This window comes from gamma proteobacterium symbiont of Axiagastus rosmarus, from assembly GCF_059730925.1.
In genome coordinates this window covers 309,992-326,532 of sequence record NZ_AP035925.1, presented here as the reverse complement: position 1 = coordinate 326,532, position 16,541 = coordinate 309,992, and the positions used below count along the sequence as shown (strand labels likewise).

Genomic DNA, 16,541 nt, shown 5'->3' with positions numbered 1-16,541 from the left:
TCACAGCCCGAGAACGGGCAAAAGTTCGCTAAAAGTATCGAGAGTTAAATCGGGCTGGCTGGTGGCAATCGGCTCACCGTAGTTGTAGCCGAAGGTCATCGCAACGTTTGGCACGCCCGCCGCCTGGGCAGCGAGAATATCATTGCGCGAATCACCGACAAACAGCAATTGTCCTGGAAGCACGCCGAAACGGCAGAGAACGAGGAAAATCGCCGCCGGATGTGGTTTTTTCACCACCACATCGTCGCCGCCGATGATCAGAGAAAAGTAGTCGGCAATGCCGAGCGACTGCAGCAGCGGAGCAACAAACGGTGTGGGTTTGTTGGTGACGATGGCCAGCGGCAGACCGCTGGCATGCAGCGCAGCCAGCGTTTCCTGCACCTGTGGAAACAGCGTACTGCCGGCTTCCACCGTTGCGGCGTAATGTTTGTCGAACAACGCACGCGCGTCGCGCTGCTCGTCGGCCTGCGGCTCACGGCCCAGCGCCCAGCTGAGCGCCCGCGCCATCATGATGTCCGCACCGTTGCCAATCCAGGTCGAGACGCGCTCAACGCCCGCGGGCGGCAGCTGCAAATCGGCCAGCGCCAGATCGATCGCCTGTGCCAGGCCTGGCGCGCTGTGCACCAGCGTGCCATCGAGATCGAACGCCAGCGCGCGGATATCAGTGAAATGAGCCATTAACTTTCTCCAGTTCGCTGCGCATCTCATCGATCACCTTCTTGTAATCCGGATGACCGAAGATCGCCGAGCCGGCAACAAACATATCAGCCCCGGCCGCCGCGATCTGACCGATGTTATCGATCTTCACGCCGCCATCCACTTCCAGACGGATTTGATAACCGCTCTGGTCAATGCGACGACGCGCTTCGCGCAGTTTATCCAGCGTGCCCGGAATAAAGGACTGGCCGCCGAAGCCTGGGTTGACCGACATCAGCAGAATGATGTCGAGCTTATCCATCACGTAATCGAGATAGCTGAGCGGCGTTGCCGGATTGAACACCAGACCGGCTTTACAGCCGTGCTCTTTGATCAGTTGCAGCGTACGGTCAACGTGCTCGCTGGCTTCGGGATGGAAAGTAATGAAGCTGGCACCCGCTTTGGCGAATTCCGGAATCAGCGCATCGACCGGTTTGACCATCAGATGCACATCGATGGGCGCGGTGATGCCGTAATCGCGCAGCGCTTTCAGCACCATTGGCCCCATGGTCAGATTGGGAACATAGTGGTTATCCATCACATCGAAATGCACCACGTCGCCACCCGCTTCCAGCGCTTTAGCGGTATCTTCGCCCAGGCGGGCAAAATCAGCGGCAAGGATTGATGGGGCCAGTAAAAATTGTTTCATCCGAATCTCCCAATTTTGTGCGCCAGCCGGAGCTGGCGTGATGCGTTGGTCGCGGACGAAACGGGCTAGCGGAAAAGCGCCAGCAGTTCGTCAACCTGAGTGCGACCACTTATGCTTCGGCTGATGGAACGCCGGGCTTTAACTACGTGTAAATCCGCATGCTGATACCACTCGCGCGTCAGCAGGGTATCGTGGTTTGAAATCAGTACCGGGATGCGGCTCTCCTGCGCCAGCTTACTGGCCAGTTCCGCCAGATGCTGCTGCTCGCGCAGGCTAAAGCTGTTGGTGTGGTAAGCGGTAAAATTAGCCGTCGCCGACAGCGGCGCGTACGGCGGATCGCAATAAACCACTGAGCCTGCAGGGGCGTTGCCCAGAGTAACATCGTACGATTCACAGACAAAGGTGGCTTTTTGCGCGCGCTCGGCGAACCATAACAGTTCGGCTTCCGGGAAGTACGGCTTACGATAGCGACCAAAGGGCACATTAAATTCACCGCGCAGATTGTAACGGCACAGGCCGTTGTAACCGTGGCGGTTGAGATAAAGAAACAACACGGCACGCTGATAGGTATCCGTGCTGGCGTTGAACGCCGTACGCTGAGCGTAATAGGTTTCCGCCGTATTGCCGCTGGCGCTGAACAGCTGGCGCGCGTCTTCAATAAACGAGGCGGTGCGCGTTTTAACGATATTGTAGAGATTGATCAGATCACCGTTGATGTCCGCCAGGTGATAACGGTCATAATCGGTGTTGAGGAATACGGAACCGGCGCCGACAAAAGGTTCGATTAAACAATCACCTTGTGGCAGATGACGACGGATATCGTCAAGCAGCGGGTATTTCCCTCCGGCCCATTTCAGGAAAGCGCGATTTTTCTTCATGCTGTCGTGGCTATTACATCTTAATTATTGGCTGTGGCGAAACCGACAGCAGATCTGCGCTTAGAACGGGGCCGCAGCAACGCGGCCCCACATCACTTACTGGCTCTCTTTCTTCACCTGGCTGAGCGGCTTAACCCACGGGTTTGCCGCACGCACTTCCGCCGGCAGTGAAGCTACTGCACGTTTGGCTTCGGCCGGTGTGGCATAAGCGCCGCTCACCAGCACGTACCACGGCTGGCCGTTACGCGTGGTTTTATACACGTGATAACCGCTCAGATTCTGTTTCTTCGCCCAGGCGTTCAGGCTCGCTTCTTTCGACGCCCCGCTCAGCTGCAGCGTGTAGTTGCCGCCCGATGGCAGCGACTTGCTGGCACCGCCACTGCTGGCCGGTGCGCTGTTGTGCGCGGTGGTGGTGTGCGTTTTGTTCTCTTTTACTGCGGCCGGTTTGCTGGCAGCCGGGGTTTTGTGGCTGCTGCCGCTGCTGGCACCAGGGCTGCGTGGTGGCGTCTCAGCGCTTACCGCCGGCGGCGTGACCGCTTTGCCGGCGCTGCCGCTGACCGTTGCCGGTGCGGTAGGCAGCGAACTGTTGCCCTGTGCGCCCTGCGCCGCGGCATCAACGGAACCCTGCTGATTATTCAGCGCGGTATTGAGATCGCCCGGCAGCGTTACGCGCTGCTGGTTGGCCGGTGTGTCAACCGGTGCTGCCTGAGTCGGCGTGGAGGAGACAGACGGCATGGAGATTGACTGACCGTCACTGCCGGCGGGTGCGGCGTTACCGGCGGTATTCTGCGGCGCACTGCCCTCAGCCGACGGCGTGGCATTCTGCTGGCCGCTCATGGCGGTTGAACCTGACAGGTCGATATTCTTTTCACTGCCGCCGCCAGCTGGTGCCGCGCTACCGGTGCTGGCGCTGTTGCTGGCCGGTTTTTTCTCGTCCGGGCCGGTCAGCGCGGAGCCAATGCCCAGCACCAGAATCAGCAGCACCAGAATGCCGATACCCATCATCATATGCTGACGGGAAACCGGTACTTTCGCTTTCGGCGCAGAAGACGATTTGCGAGGCCGCGTGGGACGGCGGTCACTGGCGTCAGGTTTTAACTCGTCTTCCGGTTTGAACTCATCCATTTAGCCTCCTCCGTAAAACGGCACGCTTCCCACGTGCCGCATCACTGCTCACTGTTCCCCCGCCGGACGGCAGCCCGACGTAGTCCGGGGATAATCAAGATACTTTGCAATCGTTAATCGCAGCCAGCACCATATCATGCGCCACGCCGCCGCGCACTTCGGAGCGGCCAATAGCGAGAGGCAGCACCAGACGCAGCTCGCCGCCGAGCACTTTTTTATCGCGCATCATGTGCGGCAGATAAGCTTCTGCCGTCATGCTGGCCGGGCCGTTAACCGGCAGGCCAGCACGCTGCAGCAGCGCAATAATGCGGTCAGTGTCGGCAGCGCTGAACTGACCCAGACGCTCAGCAGTGCGCGCCGCCATTACCATGCCCGCCGCAACCGCTTCACCGTGCAACCAGTTGCCGTAACCCATATGCGCTTCAATCGCATGGCCAAAAGTATGACCGAGATTGAGCAGCGCACGCAGGCCGGTTTCACGCTCGTCGGCTGCCACCACTTCGGCTTTCAGCTCGCAGCAGCGGCGAATGCAGTAAGCCATGGCTGTGTTATCCAGCGCCAGCAGCGCATCAAGATTCTGCTCCAGCCACTGGAAAAATTCACCGTCGAGAATGATGCCGTATTTGATCACTTCCGCCAGACCGGAGGCCAGCTCGCGCGGCGGCAGCGTGGTGAGGCAGTCGGTATCGACCACCACCGAAGCCGGCTGGTAGAAAGCACCGATCATGTTTTTACCGAGGGGATGGTTCACCGCGGTTTTGCCCCCGACCGAGGAGTCAACCTGCGACAGTAAGGTGGTCGGCACCTGAATAAAGCGTACGCCGCGCTGGTAGCTGGCGGCCGCAAAACCGGTCAGATCGCCAATCACGCCACCGCCCAGCGCAATCAGCGTGGTATCACGGCCGTGCGGCTTCTGCAGTAGCGCGGTGAAAACCTCGTCCATCACCGCCAGCGTTTTGTACTGCTCACCGTCGGGCAGAATCACCTGATCCACTTTCACCCCGGCGTTGCTCAGCAGCGTCGCGAGTTTGTCCAGATAGATCGGTGCCAGCGTCTGATTCGTCACCAGCATGGCATTGTCGCCGGCTTTCAGCGGCCAAAAAGAAGCCGGATCGTTAAACAGTCCGGCAGCGATGGTGATGGGGTAACTGCGATCCCCCAGTGAGACAGTGATCTTCTCCATGATGACCGATACCTATTGCTGAGCCCTCAGGGTGCTGGATTAATTTTTTTCCAGCATGTTGATGATCTGATTGGCGACAACTTTTGCACTTTGATCGTCAGTGCGAATGGTGACGTCAGCGATCTCTTCATAAAGCGGATTACGTTCGCCAGCCAGCGCTTCCAGTACTTCGCGCGGCGGTTCGTCAACCTGCAGCAGCGGACGCTTTTTATCACGCTGAGTGCGGGCAAGTTGCTTTTCGATGGTGGTTTCGAGGTAGACGACCACACCGCGGGCGGAGAGACGATTACGGGTTTCACGGGATTTGACGGAGCCGCCACCGGTCGCCAGGACAATGCCCTGTTTCTCGGTCAGCTCGTTGATGATTTTCTCTTCACGATCGCGAAAACCGGCTTCGCCTTCCACATCAAATACCCAGCCTACATCCGCTCCGGTACGTCGCTCAATTTCCTGATCGGAATCGAAAAATTCCATATTGAGTTGCTGAGCTAACTGACGACCAATAGTGCTTTTGCCGGCACCCATCGGCCCAACCAGAAAGATATTGCGTTTCTCTGCCATTTTGTCGGTATTACTAAGAATTCGTTGATGATACCCCGCGTTCAGCACATTGCTGGCGGGACAGGAACTGAGACCTCATGAGCGTTAGCAAGAGTCAGACGGAAAATTATCTCAACACTCATGGCCGTTTGGCAACCGAATAAATTGCCCCCGGCGACCTTCAAACAGGACCGGTCTGTGGTTCGCGAGACGGTAACGCTCTTCCTTTTTTGCCATCCTTGTGCGCGCTACAGGTGCGCTGGCTGGGCCTGTCGCTCCCGACAGCTTACCTGCGTAAACTGTGGAATTGGTGCCGTTGCTGACGTCCTGTACCACCCAAAATTCGGGCATATTTCTTTCGATGTCAGTATCGCTTGTCACTGACACCCGCCGGAAGGTTATCCTGCCGCGTTCCGTTACACCGTTTTAAAATCGCTAAACCTTGTATGCTAATTCCTGCCCTGCGTCAACGCAGTTGGTCATATGGAGCGAATTTTCCGCTTTATCCGGCGGTAAGCGCTGCTTCCCTGACCAGTCGCGGCGTGATGAAGATCACCAGCTCACGTTTTTTGCGCTCGTCGGTCTGCTGACGAAACAGACTGCCGAACAGCGGCACCTCGCCCAGCCACGGCACGCGCTTTTCGCCCTGGGTGCGCTGCTGCTGGAAAATACCGCCCAGCGCCAGCGTTTCACCGTCGCGCAGCGTCACCTGAGTGGCGATTTCCTGCTTATCGATGCTCAGCACCTGACTTTCCCCCATCGTCAGGCTGCGACCCGGCATGTTCTGGCTCAGCCGCAGCGTGAGCTGAATACGCCCGTTGCCCAATACTACTGGCGTCACCTCCATGCCCAGCACCGCCTCTTTGAACTCAATCGCCGTCGCACCGCTGTTACCGGATTTCACCTCGTAGGGAATTTCGGTGCCCTGCTTGATGGTGGCGGTCTGCTGGTGTGAGGTAAACAGCCGCGGGCTGGCGATGATTTCGATCTGGTTCTCCTGCTCCAGCGCGCTCAGCTCCAGGTTAAGCAGTTCGCCGCTCATCGGTCCGAGCGTGACGCCGGCGCGTATCGCCGGATTGCTCACCGCCAGCGGCACCAGCAGCTGCGGATTGCGCAGCGCCCCGGTGACGACATCGCCGGGTGCGGTGCTCCAGCTGACGCCGAGCTCGCGCAGATGTTCTTCATTGATGGTAACAATGTGCGCTGACAGCTCAACCTGCTCCAGCGGCAGATCCAGCGCCTGCAGCCAGCGCTCGGTGTCGCGCAGCGCCTGCGCGCTGTCCCGCAGCAACAGGCTGTTGGTACGGCTATCCACCGTCACGCTGCCGCGCGGCGTCATCAGCGAGCGTTCCGCCTGCAGGCTGCGGTAGACATCGCTGGCGCTGGCGTAGTGCAGCGTGACAGTGCGCTGCTCAAGCGGCGCCTGCAGCTGCTTCTCTTCACGCTCCGCCTGTGCCTGCTGTGCCTGTCGCTGCTGCCAGCTCTCCGGATAGACCAGCAGCACACCCTCCTCCTGGATCACGGTGAGTTTCGCCAGCCGCGTGACCAGCGCCAGTGCGCGCTCCCAGCCGACGTTATCCAGCCGCAGCGACAGCCGCCCCTCCACGCCCGGCGCGATCAGCAGGTTGGTTTGCTGATAGTCAGCCAGCGCCTGCAGAATGCGCTCGACCGGCGCATCATCAAATACCAGGCTCAGGGGCTGATCAGCGGCGTGCAGCGGACTGCTCAGCGCCAGCCACAGCAGCAGCGTCATCCTTTTCATAAAATCCTCCTTTTATTACCCATGTGATGTGCTGCGGCGGACAGCTCTGCGTGGCGCTCAGTACCAGCGTATGTGCGCTGAGCTGGGTCACCTGCCACGGTGCCAGCGGAAAAGCAGCCGGTGCGCTCAGCCGCTGACGTTTGCCCTGCGGTGAAACCAGCCAGGCCACAAAGTGCGGCGCGCGACCAATGATGCCCTGTAAGCGCCAGCCCTGCGGTACGGCAGCGGGCGCCTGACACTGGCTGGCAGCCAGCGGCTGGAACGGATCGCGCGCCAGCGCCCAGCTGCTGCACAGCAGTAACACCAGTGCGCTACTCCGCATCGTCACTCTCCAGCCAGAATTCGCTGTGTAACACGCCCTGCTCCGCCTGCAGCTGAAAACGCTGTGGCACCGCTAACGCCGTCGCAGCCAGCCCGCTGAACAGCGGCAGAAACTGCGGCCAGCTCAGGCGCAGCGCCAGCTGCTGTGGCTGATTGTCCGGATGCCAGGCCTCGAGCTGATTGCCGCGCGCTGCCACCAGTTGCTCTAACGATACGGACGCCGCCGTTGCCGCTGGCTGCAGCGTTGCGATCTCCGCCTGGAGCTGTTCGATGGCCGGTCGCTCGTCCAGCTGCTGTTGACGTTGCTGGTGCTGCTGCGCCAGTTGTGACAGCTGCTGTTGCAGCGTGCTGAACTGCTGCTGCTGCGGACGCAGCAGCAGTAGCCACGCCAGCCCGAATAGCAGCAGCGCCAGCAGTTGCAGGCTGGCTATTCGCCACGTCAGTGCCAGCTGCAGCCAGCGCTGGATGAGTTCATTCATTGGTCGCCTCCTGCAGCCGGGCACGCAGCGCGAAGCGGTAATCCCCCTGCGCCTGACGCTGTACGCTGCCCTGCTTCACCGCCGCAAATAGCGGTTGCGTCTGCAGCTGCTGGCGGAACGCGCTGACATCAGCCAGGCTCTGCGCCAGACCGTCCAGCACCAGTTGCCCCTGTCGCCGCTCCACGCGACTCAGCCACAGCGTCTCCGGCATCAGTGCGGGCAGTTGCTGCCAGAACTGCTGCCAGCGTTGATGCTGCTGCAGCCGCTGTTGCTGCGCCTGCTGCCTGCGTAACAGATCATCCCGCTGCGCCATCAGCGTTTGCTGTTGCGCCAGCCGCTGCTGTATCTGCTGGAGCTGCATGGTCATATCGGCCTGCTGCCGGGCTGCCTGCTGGAGCCGCTGTTCAGCGCGCCACCACAGCAGCAGCGTGAGTAACAGCGTTACCAGCAGCACGACAACCAGCAACGCCACGCTGTGCTGGCGGCGTAGCAGCAACTGCTGTGCCCGCCACGGGAGCAAATTGACCGCCAGCATCAGTAATCCTCCGGACGTAGCGCCAGGCCTAGCGCAATCGCCAGCGCGCCCGCCTCTGCCGGTAGTGGCGGTTGCAGATAATGCAGCAGCGCCAGCGGCTTGCAGCGCTGCACTTCCGCCTCCGGCAACGCCTGCGGTGAGGTGCAGAACACCGTTTGTGCCTGGGGAAAGGTGTCACGCAGATGGGCGAGCGTCAGAGATTCGGTCGCCGCGCCGCAGGCGCTATTTTCGCCGGCCAGCGTCCACAGCCAGTGGTCGCTGAGCGGATGGATCAGCAGCTGATGCGGGCGCAGCGGAACGCGCATGGCGATCTGCGTCAGCGCCAGACTGCTCAGCTCAAACACGTCGGGGCGCAGTCCGGCCTGCTGCAGCGGCGCCAGCCACTGGGCGATGACGTCACGGCGCGCAGCGGTGACGTGCAGCTGGCTGGCGCTGCCGCCCAGCCGGTAATCCAGCGACAGCGAGGCGGCTTCGACCGGGAACAGGCGTGATGCGGACGCGTTAACGTAGCGGCTGAGCGCCGGCTCGCGCAGTGAGGTTTGCGGCAACGGCAGCGTACGCTGCAGCACCAGCTGCGGCGGCAGGCCAACGCGCAGTGAGTAGCGCCTGGGTAAATGACGCTGCCAGCGCACCAACATCTCCTGTAACACTGGCGAGGTTTGCAACACGCCGTTGCGTAACGTATCGTGCGGCAGCGGCTGCTGCCACCAGTGTCGCAGCTGCCATCCGTGACGGCGTCGTTCAATGCCAAGGGCGCAGAGTTGCCCGTTCTGGATGTCCAGTCCAATTTGCCAGCGCTGAAAAGCCATGCGCGCGATCTCCTTATCGTTACAGGAAAAAGGATGATTACCCGCATTGCATGAAGATTGACGGGTATATCAAAGCGTCAGGCTTGCCTTTATACTACCGCGCGATTGTTTATAAACTGCCCAAACGCCAACAGATGGGAATTCTCAGGTGAAGTTCGTAAAGTATTTATTGATCCTTGCAGTGTGTTGCATTTTGCTGGGAGCCGGCACGGTTTATGGTTTGTACAAATACATAGAGCCGCAGCTGCCTGATGTGAACACATTGAAAGATGTGCGCCTGCAAACCCCGATGCAGGTTTACAGCGCGGATGGCGAGCTGATCGCCCAGTACGGTGAAAAGCGCCGTATCCCGCTCACCCTGCAACAGATGCCGCCTGAGCTAATCAAAGCGTTTATCGCTACCGAAGACAGCCGCTTTTATGAGCATCACGGCGTCGACCCGGTGGGGATTTTCCGCGCCGCCAGCATCGCGCTGGTCTCCGGCCACGCCTCGCAGGGCGCCAGTACCATTACGCAGCAGCTGGCGCGTAACTTCTTCCTCAGCCCTGAACGCACGCTGATGCGTAAAATCAAGGAAGCCTTCCTGGCGATTCGCATCGAGCAGTTGCTGAGTAAGGATGAAATCCTTGAGCTGTATCTGAATAAAATCTATCTCGGCTATCGCGCTTACGGCGTCGGTGCGGCGGCGCAGGTGTACTTCGGTAAACCGGTCGATCAGCTGTCGCTGAGTGAGATGGCGATGATCGCCGGCCTGCCGAAAGCGCCGTCGACCTTTAACCCGCTCTATTCACACGCCCGTGCGCTGGCGCGCCGTAATGTGGTGCTGGCTCGCATGCTGGATCAGAACTACATCACGCAGCAGCAGTATAACGACGCGCGCAACACGCCGCTGACCGCCAGCTATCACGGCCCGGAAATTGCCTTCTCTGCACCGTATCTCACCGAGTTAGTGCGTCAGGAGATGGTGAAACGCTACGGCGACAGCGCCTATGACGATGGCTACAAGGTGTATACCACCGTGACCCGCCATCTGCAGGAAGCCGCACAGCAGGCGGTGCGTAACAACGTGATGGCGTACGATATGCGTCACGGCTATCGCGGTCCGACCAACGTGCTGTGGAAAGTGGGTGAAGCCAGCTGGGATCACACCCGCATCGTCAATACGCTGAAAAATCTGCCGGTCTACGGTCCGCTGAATGCCGCCGTGGTCACCAGCGCCAGCGCCGACGAAGCCACCGCCATGCTGAAAGATGGCAGCAGCGTTTCGCTGACTTTAGCCGGCGTGCGCTGGGCGCGTCCGTATAAATCTGACACCCTGCAGGGCCCGACGCCGCGCAGCGTCACTCAGGTGCTGCAGGCTGGCCAGCAGATTTGGGTACGCAAAGTCGGTGACGCGTGGTGGCTGGGACAGGTACCGCTGGTGAATTCGGCGCTGGTGTCGCTTAATCCGGAAGACGGTGCGGTACGCGCGCTGGTGGGCGGTTTTGACTTCAACCAGAGTATGTTCAACCGCGCCACCCAGGCGCTGCGTCAGGTCGGCTCGAACATCAAGCCGTTCCTGTATACCGCCGCCATGGACCGCGGCCTGACGCTGGCCTCCATCCTCAACGACGTGCCGATTTCACGCTGGGATGCCGGTGCCGGCGCAGACTGGCGACCAAAGAACTCGCCGCCGACCTATGCGGGTCCGATTCGTTTACGCCAGGGGCTGGGTGAGTCGAAAAACGTGGTGATGGTGCGCGCGATGCGTGCTATGGGCGTTGATTACGCCGCTGAGTATCTGCAGCGCTTTGGCTTCCCGGCGCAGAACATTATCCATACCGAGTCGCTGGCACTGGGCGCCGCATCCTTCACGCCAATGCAGGTGGCGCGCGGCTATGCGGTGATGGCCAACGGCGGCTTCCTGGTCGATCCTTACTTCATCGCGAAGATTGAGAACGAACAGGGCGGCGTAATTTTCCAGGCGCAGCCGAAGATCGCCTGCCCGCAGTGCAATCTGCCGGTGATCTATGGCGACACCAAAAAGTCGGTGGCGCTGAATGAAGAGAGCGTGGAAAACGTTGCCACCTCGAATCAGCAGCAGAATCAGACCGTGCCGCAGCCCGAGCTGGAGCAGGTACCGGCGCAGCCGCAGCCCGCCGGCGATCAGCAGTATGCGCCGCACGTGATCAACACGCCGCTGGCGTTCCTGATTAAGAGCGCGCTGAACTCCAACATCTTCGGTGAACCGGGCTGGATGGGAACCGGCTGGCGTGCCGGTCGCGATCTGAAGCGTAACGATATCGGCGGCAAAACCGGTACCACCAACAGTTCCAAAGATGCCTGGTTCTCCGGTTATGGTCCGGGCGTGGTGACGTCGGTGTGGATTGGCTTTGATGATTCGCGCGCGCTGGGTCGCACCACGGTATCGGGTGCGATTCCGGATCAGATCTCCGGCTACGAAGGCGGCGCGAAGAGTGCGCAGCCGGCATGGGATGATTACATGAAAGTGGCGCTGGATGGTGTGCCGGTGCAGCCGCTGACACCGCCGGACGGCGTGGTGACGGTGACCATTGACCGCAGCACCGGCAAGCTGGCCAACGGTGGCGGCAACACCCGTCAGGAGTACTTCATCAACGGCACCCAGCCGACCGAGTATTCGGTGCATGATGTGGGCACCACCATCATGGACAACGGTGAAAGCCACGAACTGTTTTGATCAAAAAAGCCGGGGGAAATCCCCGGCTTATTGTTTTTGCCCCGTGCGACTCTCCGCGCCTTTTATTGCGCCGCCAGGTGTCCTCAATAACTCAACCGCCCCTGCTTCACCAGCCACTCACGCACCATAAAAAGCGCGCTGACGTTACGCGCCTCGCGAAAATCCGGCTCTTCCAGCAGCGCCAGCAGATTGCTGAGCGGCCAGCGGCGTACAATCAGCGGCTCCGGCTCATCCCCTTCCAGCTTCTCTTCGTACAACCCTTCAGCTACCACGATATTCATCTTGCTGGAGAAATAGGACGGCGCCATGGTGAGTTTGCCCAGCGCGTCCAGCTGGTGCGCGCCAAAGCCCACTTCTTCTTTCAGCTCACGGTTGGCGGCTTCAAAAACGCTTTCACCCGGATCGATTAAACCTTTCGGGAAGCCCAGCTCATAGGTTTCCAGTCCGACGGCGTACTCCTGGATCAGGATCACGTCATCGCCAATGATCGGCACAATCATCACCGCTTCACGATCGGAGGGCTTCATGCGCTCATAGACGCGACGCGCACCGTTGCTGAAGGCGAGATCAACCGCTTCGATGGTAAACAGGCGGGAGCGGGCCACCGCTTCCACGTTGAGGATGTCAGGTTTTTTCAGGGGAGTGGTCATATCAGCCTCAAACTTAGCACAGCCTTGTGAAACGCGATGACGTCAGCATACCGAAGCCCGCAGCATTGTGCGACACGCAGCGCGGTTCAATCATGGTGACATACATTTGCCCGCTGCCGCTAACAACTTCTTGTTATCTGCACAGTAAGATTTTCACAATAAGTCAACGGGGTAGCAGCAAATTCGGATAATACCGATGTTTAATTGAGGGGCTTGTGAGTACCATTCCGTTAAGGAATAATCTAACAAATTTATAATACAATGATTTTGCGCGGTATTTTGTTTCATTTGCCTCTTGTCAGAATGACTTCTGCTCGCCAAAATTGACTCGTATTGCAGGTTTTACCGGGAGCACATCGTAAACGTGACGGCAGTTTTTTGGCTGGATTGAGCAAAGCATGAGCACTCTTATCGTCATTCTGGCTGTCATGCTGGCCTGTTCGTTAGTGGCCGGAATCGGCTACTGGTACGCTATGCGGCATCGTCCGCCGTTGGCGAAACCACTGCCGTTTATCAGTCCGCCCTGCCGTAAACTCACCGATGAAGAACGCGCTGCCGTTGAGAAGTATATTGCGTCGCTGGGTAAAGCGCGTCAGCACAGCGGCGGGCGATCGACCCGATCGTCACGGGAACCCGAAGCGCTGGCGCTGACCGCACAGAGCAATAATGTTTATCCCGTTACCCGCTCCATCACCCGTTACGGCCTCTCCACTGACGATCCCCACAAATGGCGCTACTACCTGGATGAAGTCGAGGTGCATCTGCCGCCGCTGTGGGAGCAGTACATCGCTGAAGAAAACTACGTCGAGCTGATCCGTACCCAGACCCTGCCGCTGGTGATCTCGCTCAACGGCCACTCGCTGGTGAACTATGCGGTAGAACAACCGGCGCTACCGCCGCTGGTGCGGCCGATGTCGACCAACGCTTCGATTCGTAAAGAGGAGAGCGAAAACGTCGAGCTGCTGCAGGTGCGCAAAGAGTCGCCGGAAGAGTATCAGCTGTCGCGCGCCGACGGCACGCGTGAAGCGAGCGCCATTTGCTGCGCCTTCCTGCTGTTTTTCCTCAGCCTGGTACTGCCCGGCAGCCTGATGCTGTGGATTGCGCTGCCCGCCGGCGCGATCGTCGCTGTCAGCCTGTGGTTTATGTATCGATTCCCCGGTGAAAAAGGGCTGCGCGATGTGCACTGTCTGCGCGGCGCACCGAAGCGCTGGGGCCTGTTTGGCGAATCCAATCAGGAGCAGAGCAACATCTCGCTCGGCATCATCGACTTAATCTATCCGGCACACTGGCAGCCTTATGTGGCGCACGACCTGGGCCAGGTGACAGATGTGGATATCTACCTGAATCGTCAGGTGGTACGCCAGGGGCGCTTCCTGTCGCTGCAGGATGAAGTCCGCAACTTCCCGGTACAGCGCTGGCGTAAAAACCTGGTGCTGGCGTGCGGTTCGCTGCTGGTGCTGGTGATGCTGGTGAGCTGGATTCCACTCAGCATGCCGATCAAACTCAGCCTCGCCTGGTTAAAAGGCACCGAAAGTGTGGAAGTGAACAGCGTCGATAAACTCACTGCCCTGCCGCTGCACATTGGCGATAGCCTGAAAGTGAGCGGCACCGGCATGTGCTCGGTTCCGGGCAATTACCAGAGCAACCGCAGCTACGGCTACATGCCGTTCGACTGCTCGGCGATTTACTGGAACAACGCTGCGCCGCTGCCGCTGCCGCAGTCCGACATCATCGACAAAGCCGCCGCGCTGCTGGAGACCACCACGCAGCAGCTGCATCCGGAAACCAACACCGACCCGAAACTTAACCCGCAGCTGGCGTCGGCGATTCAGAAATCAGGCATGATTCTGCTGGATGATTTCTCCGATCTGGTGCTGAAAACCCAGCAGCTGTGCAGCCAGCAGCAGGACTGCGTGCGCCTGAAAAATGCGCTGGTCAACCTCGGTAACGCCAAAGACTGGGATACGCTGATTCACCGTGCGGATTCCGGCAAGCTCAACGGCATGAACGTGCTGCTGCGCCCGGTTAGCGCCGAAGCGCTGGAGAATCTGGTGAATACCGCCACCTCGACCTTCTTCTCGCGGGAGACGCGTCGCGCGGCGGAAACCCTTAACAGCCCGCCGCCGGGCGGATTCCTGATCATTAGCGATGAAGGCCGGCAGATGGTGAACCAGCCGCAGCCGTCGGTGGCGCTGTTCGATCTCGACGCCCCTTCACAGTGGCACGAACTGCAGCGCCTGTCCGGCATGCTGCTGCACACGCCGTTTGCCGCCAGCGGTATCATTACCAGCATTACCACCGATGCCAATGGCACGCGCCACATCGCCCTGCACAACGAGCCCGACGCCATGGCGCAATGGCGCTATCTGGGCACCGCGCTGCTGATGCTGGTGCTGATTGTCAGCGCCGTCAGCAACGGCCTGCTGGCGCTGCGCCGCATCCACCGCAACCGCCTGCGTATGGCGCAGATTCAGCAGTATTACGACAAGTGCTTTAACCACAACCTCAGCACTATGCAGAGCGTGCGCTCGCTGTTCTGACCCTCCGCCTTCTGTGCTACCCTGTCGCCCTGTTTTTCAGGGCGGAAAACAAAATGCCGATTACGCTTAAGGGATTGGCGATGGATCGGCAGCCCGCAACGGCACCTCGCCCTTGATTTATCACGTTGTACCCATACCTTTGGGTATCCGGCACCGGCCCGATCCATCTTTCCGGCGTCATGCGACCATGTGCGACCGATCGCCACACGGCGCGACGCAGCGTAACAGCAGGAGCCGCAATGAAAGAGAAAACCAGTGAAGGCGTCCGCCTTGATAAATGGCTGTGGGCCGCGCGCTTCTATAAAACCCGCGCGCTGGCTCGCGACATGATTGAAGGCGGCAAAGTGCATTACAACGGCCAGCGCAGCAAACCGGGCAAAGTGGTCGAACTGCAGGCCGAGCTGACGCTGCGTCAGGGCAACGATGAGCGCACGGTGATCATCACCGCCATCGGCGACCAGCGGCGTCCGGCCAGCGAAGCGCAGCAGATGTACGCGGAGACGGCCGCCAGCATCGAAAAGCGCGAAAAGAACGCGCTGGCGCGCAAAATGAATGCCCTGACCATGCCGCATCCCGATCGTCGCCCGGATAAAAAAGAGCGCCGCGATCTGCTGAAATTTAAATTGTCGGGCGATGAATAACTCGCGCCCCCACGAGAGAAACCTTATGTCTGTTCAAGATCAACTGCATCGTTACCTGTTTGAAAACGTCGCCGTGCGCGGCGAGCTGGTCAACGCATCTCAAACCTGGCGCGACATCGTGCAGAACCACGACTACGCCGAGCCGGTCAAAACGCTGCTGGGCGAACTGCTGGTCGCCACCAGCCTGCTCACCGCTACGCTGAAATTTGACGGCGACATCACCGTGCAGCTGCAGGGCGATGGCCCGCTGAGCATGGCGGTGATCAACGGAAATAACCGCCAGGAGCTGCGCGGCGTGGCGCGGCTGAAAGAGGATGCGGAGATCGCTGCCGGCAGCAGCCTGAAGCAGATGGTGGGTAACGGCTATCTGGTGATCACCATTTCGCCTGAGAAAGGCGAGCGCTATCAGGGCGTGGTCGGCCTGGAAGCCGATACGCTGGCGGGCTGTCTGGAAGATTACTTCATGCGTTCCGAGCAGCTGCCAACCCGCCTGTTCATTCGCACCAGCGAGAAAGGCGCAGCCGGTATTCTGCTGCAGGTGCTGCCCGCGCAGGAGCCCAACCTGGATGACTTTAACCATCTGGCCACGTTAACCGAAACTGTGAAGAGCGAAGAGCTGATTGAGCTGCCCGCTACTGACGTACTGTGGCGTCTCTATCATCAGGAAGAAGCCACGGTTTACGATCCGGCGCCGGTCAGCTTCAAATGCACCTGCTCGCGCGAACGCTGCGGTGAAGTGCTGAAAACGCTGCCGCCAGAGGAAGTGGATGAGATTCTGGCCGAAGACGGCAAAATTGATATGCACTGCGACTACTGCGGCACGCACTATGTGTACGACGCCGTGGATATTGCTGCTATTCGTAACGCTCCCTCCGGCAATAGCGATCAACTGCATTAATCAGCAAACGGGCGGTGACGCCGCCCGTATTTTCCGCCGGCGTAGCGCTATGATTTTTCACGGAAATTAACTAATTTACGCTAACTTTAGTTTCATAAGTGGCAGATTTCTCTACTTGTCACGTTCCAGCTCGCATT

General features: G+C 59.5%; 16 protein-coding genes. 4 read left to right on the top strand and 12 right to left on the bottom strand.

Going from position 1 to position 16,541, the window contains the following annotated elements; all coding sequences use genetic code 11:
- The 11 genes from AC6I8F_RS01420 to pilM form a co-directional block, all read right to left on the bottom strand.
- A complete protein-coding gene (locus tag AC6I8F_RS01420; protein ID WP_498028414.1) occupies positions 1-678 on the bottom strand; it encodes a phosphoglycolate phosphatase in 678 nt (225 codons plus the stop codon).
- Positions 662-1,345 carry a ribulose-phosphate 3-epimerase gene (rpe, locus tag AC6I8F_RS01415; RefSeq protein WP_021507425.1) on the bottom strand — a complete coding sequence of 228 codons (684 nt, stop codon included), beginning with the start codon at positions 1,343-1,345 and terminating at the stop codon, positions 662-664. Before rpe ends, AC6I8F_RS01420 begins: the two co-directional genes overlap by 17 nt.
- A gap of 65 nt (positions 1,346-1,410) precedes the next feature.
- Complete coding sequence (dam, locus tag AC6I8F_RS01410) at positions 1,411-2,223, bottom strand: adenine-specific DNA-methyltransferase (RefSeq protein WP_021507424.1); 813 nt, start codon at positions 2,221-2,223, stop codon at positions 1,411-1,413.
- Positions 2,224-2,319: 96 nt separating this feature from the next.
- Positions 2,320-3,348, bottom strand: a complete 1,029-nt coding sequence (locus AC6I8F_RS01405) for an SPOR domain-containing protein (protein WP_498028413.1) — start codon at positions 3,346-3,348, stop codon at positions 2,320-2,322.
- A gap of 94 nt (positions 3,349-3,442) precedes the next feature.
- Positions 3,443-4,531 (bottom strand): 3-dehydroquinate synthase, encoded by a 1,089-nt coding sequence (aroB, locus tag AC6I8F_RS01400; RefSeq protein ID WP_498028412.1) that lies wholly within the window; start codon positions 4,529-4,531, stop codon positions 3,443-3,445.
- Positions 4,532-4,570: 39 nt separating this feature from the next.
- Complete coding sequence (gene aroK, locus AC6I8F_RS01395; RefSeq protein ID WP_010617392.1) at positions 4,571-5,092, bottom strand: shikimate kinase AroK; 522 nt, start codon at positions 5,090-5,092, stop codon at positions 4,571-4,573.
- 481 nt (positions 5,093-5,573) lie between these two features.
- Positions 5,574-6,833, bottom strand: coding sequence for a DNA uptake porin HofQ (hofQ, locus tag AC6I8F_RS01390; protein ID WP_498028411.1), 1,260 nt, complete (start codon positions 6,831-6,833; stop codon positions 5,574-5,576).
- Positions 6,775-7,155 (bottom strand): HofP DNA utilization family protein, encoded by a 381-nt coding sequence (locus AC6I8F_RS01385; RefSeq protein WP_222951537.1) that lies wholly within the window; start codon positions 7,153-7,155, stop codon positions 6,775-6,777. The genes hofQ and AC6I8F_RS01385 overlap by 59 nt, the downstream gene beginning before the upstream one ends.
- Positions 7,145-7,633 (bottom strand): HofO family protein, encoded by a 489-nt coding sequence (locus tag AC6I8F_RS01380; RefSeq protein WP_132466609.1) that lies wholly within the window; start codon positions 7,631-7,633, stop codon positions 7,145-7,147. Before AC6I8F_RS01380 ends, AC6I8F_RS01385 begins: the two co-directional genes overlap by 11 nt.
- Positions 7,626-8,168, bottom strand: a complete 543-nt coding sequence (locus tag AC6I8F_RS01375) for a PilN domain-containing protein (protein WP_241798839.1) — start codon at positions 8,166-8,168, stop codon at positions 7,626-7,628. Before AC6I8F_RS01375 ends, AC6I8F_RS01380 begins: the two co-directional genes overlap by 8 nt.
- Positions 8,168-8,977 carry a type IV pilus biogenesis protein PilM gene (gene pilM / locus AC6I8F_RS01370; protein ID WP_282954959.1) on the bottom strand — a complete coding sequence of 270 codons (810 nt, stop codon included), beginning with the start codon at positions 8,975-8,977 and terminating at the stop codon, positions 8,168-8,170. Before pilM ends, AC6I8F_RS01375 begins: the two co-directional genes overlap by 1 nt.
- A gap of 148 nt (positions 8,978-9,125) precedes the next feature.
- Here pilM and mrcA point away from each other — a divergent pair, with 148 nt between their 5' ends.
- Positions 9,126-11,675 carry a peptidoglycan glycosyltransferase/peptidoglycan DD-transpeptidase MrcA gene (gene mrcA, locus AC6I8F_RS01365; protein ID WP_031279687.1) on the top strand — a complete coding sequence of 850 codons (2,550 nt, stop codon included), beginning with the start codon at positions 9,126-9,128 and terminating at the stop codon, positions 11,673-11,675.
- A gap of 83 nt (positions 11,676-11,758) precedes the next feature.
- On the opposite strand, the gene nudE is transcribed toward mrcA, so the two are convergent.
- On the bottom strand, positions 11,759-12,325 hold the full coding sequence (gene nudE, locus AC6I8F_RS01360) for an ADP compounds hydrolase NudE (protein WP_058774993.1): 567 nt from the start codon (positions 12,323-12,325) through the stop codon (positions 11,759-11,761).
- A gap of 398 nt (positions 12,326-12,723) precedes the next feature.
- On the opposite strand from nudE, the gene AC6I8F_RS01355 reads away from it, so the two are divergent.
- The 3 genes from AC6I8F_RS01355 to hslO all read left to right on the top strand — a co-directional run bounded on the left by AC6I8F_RS01355 (position 12,724) and on the right by hslO (position 16,404).
- Positions 12,724-14,865 (top strand): intracellular growth attenuator family protein, encoded by a 2,142-nt coding sequence (locus AC6I8F_RS01355; RefSeq protein WP_058770964.1) that lies wholly within the window; start codon positions 12,724-12,726, stop codon positions 14,863-14,865.
- Between the two features lie 239 nt (positions 14,866-15,104).
- Positions 15,105-15,506: a ribosome-associated heat shock protein Hsp15 gene (gene hslR, locus AC6I8F_RS01350; protein WP_021507413.1), complete on the top strand. Its 402-nt coding sequence runs from the start codon at positions 15,105-15,107 to the stop codon at positions 15,504-15,506.
- Between the two features lie 25 nt (positions 15,507-15,531).
- Positions 15,532-16,404, top strand: coding sequence for an Hsp33 family molecular chaperone HslO (gene hslO, locus AC6I8F_RS01345; protein WP_125309867.1), 873 nt, complete (start codon positions 15,532-15,534; stop codon positions 16,402-16,404).
- The last annotated feature ends 137 nt before the right edge of the window (positions 16,405-16,541 follow it).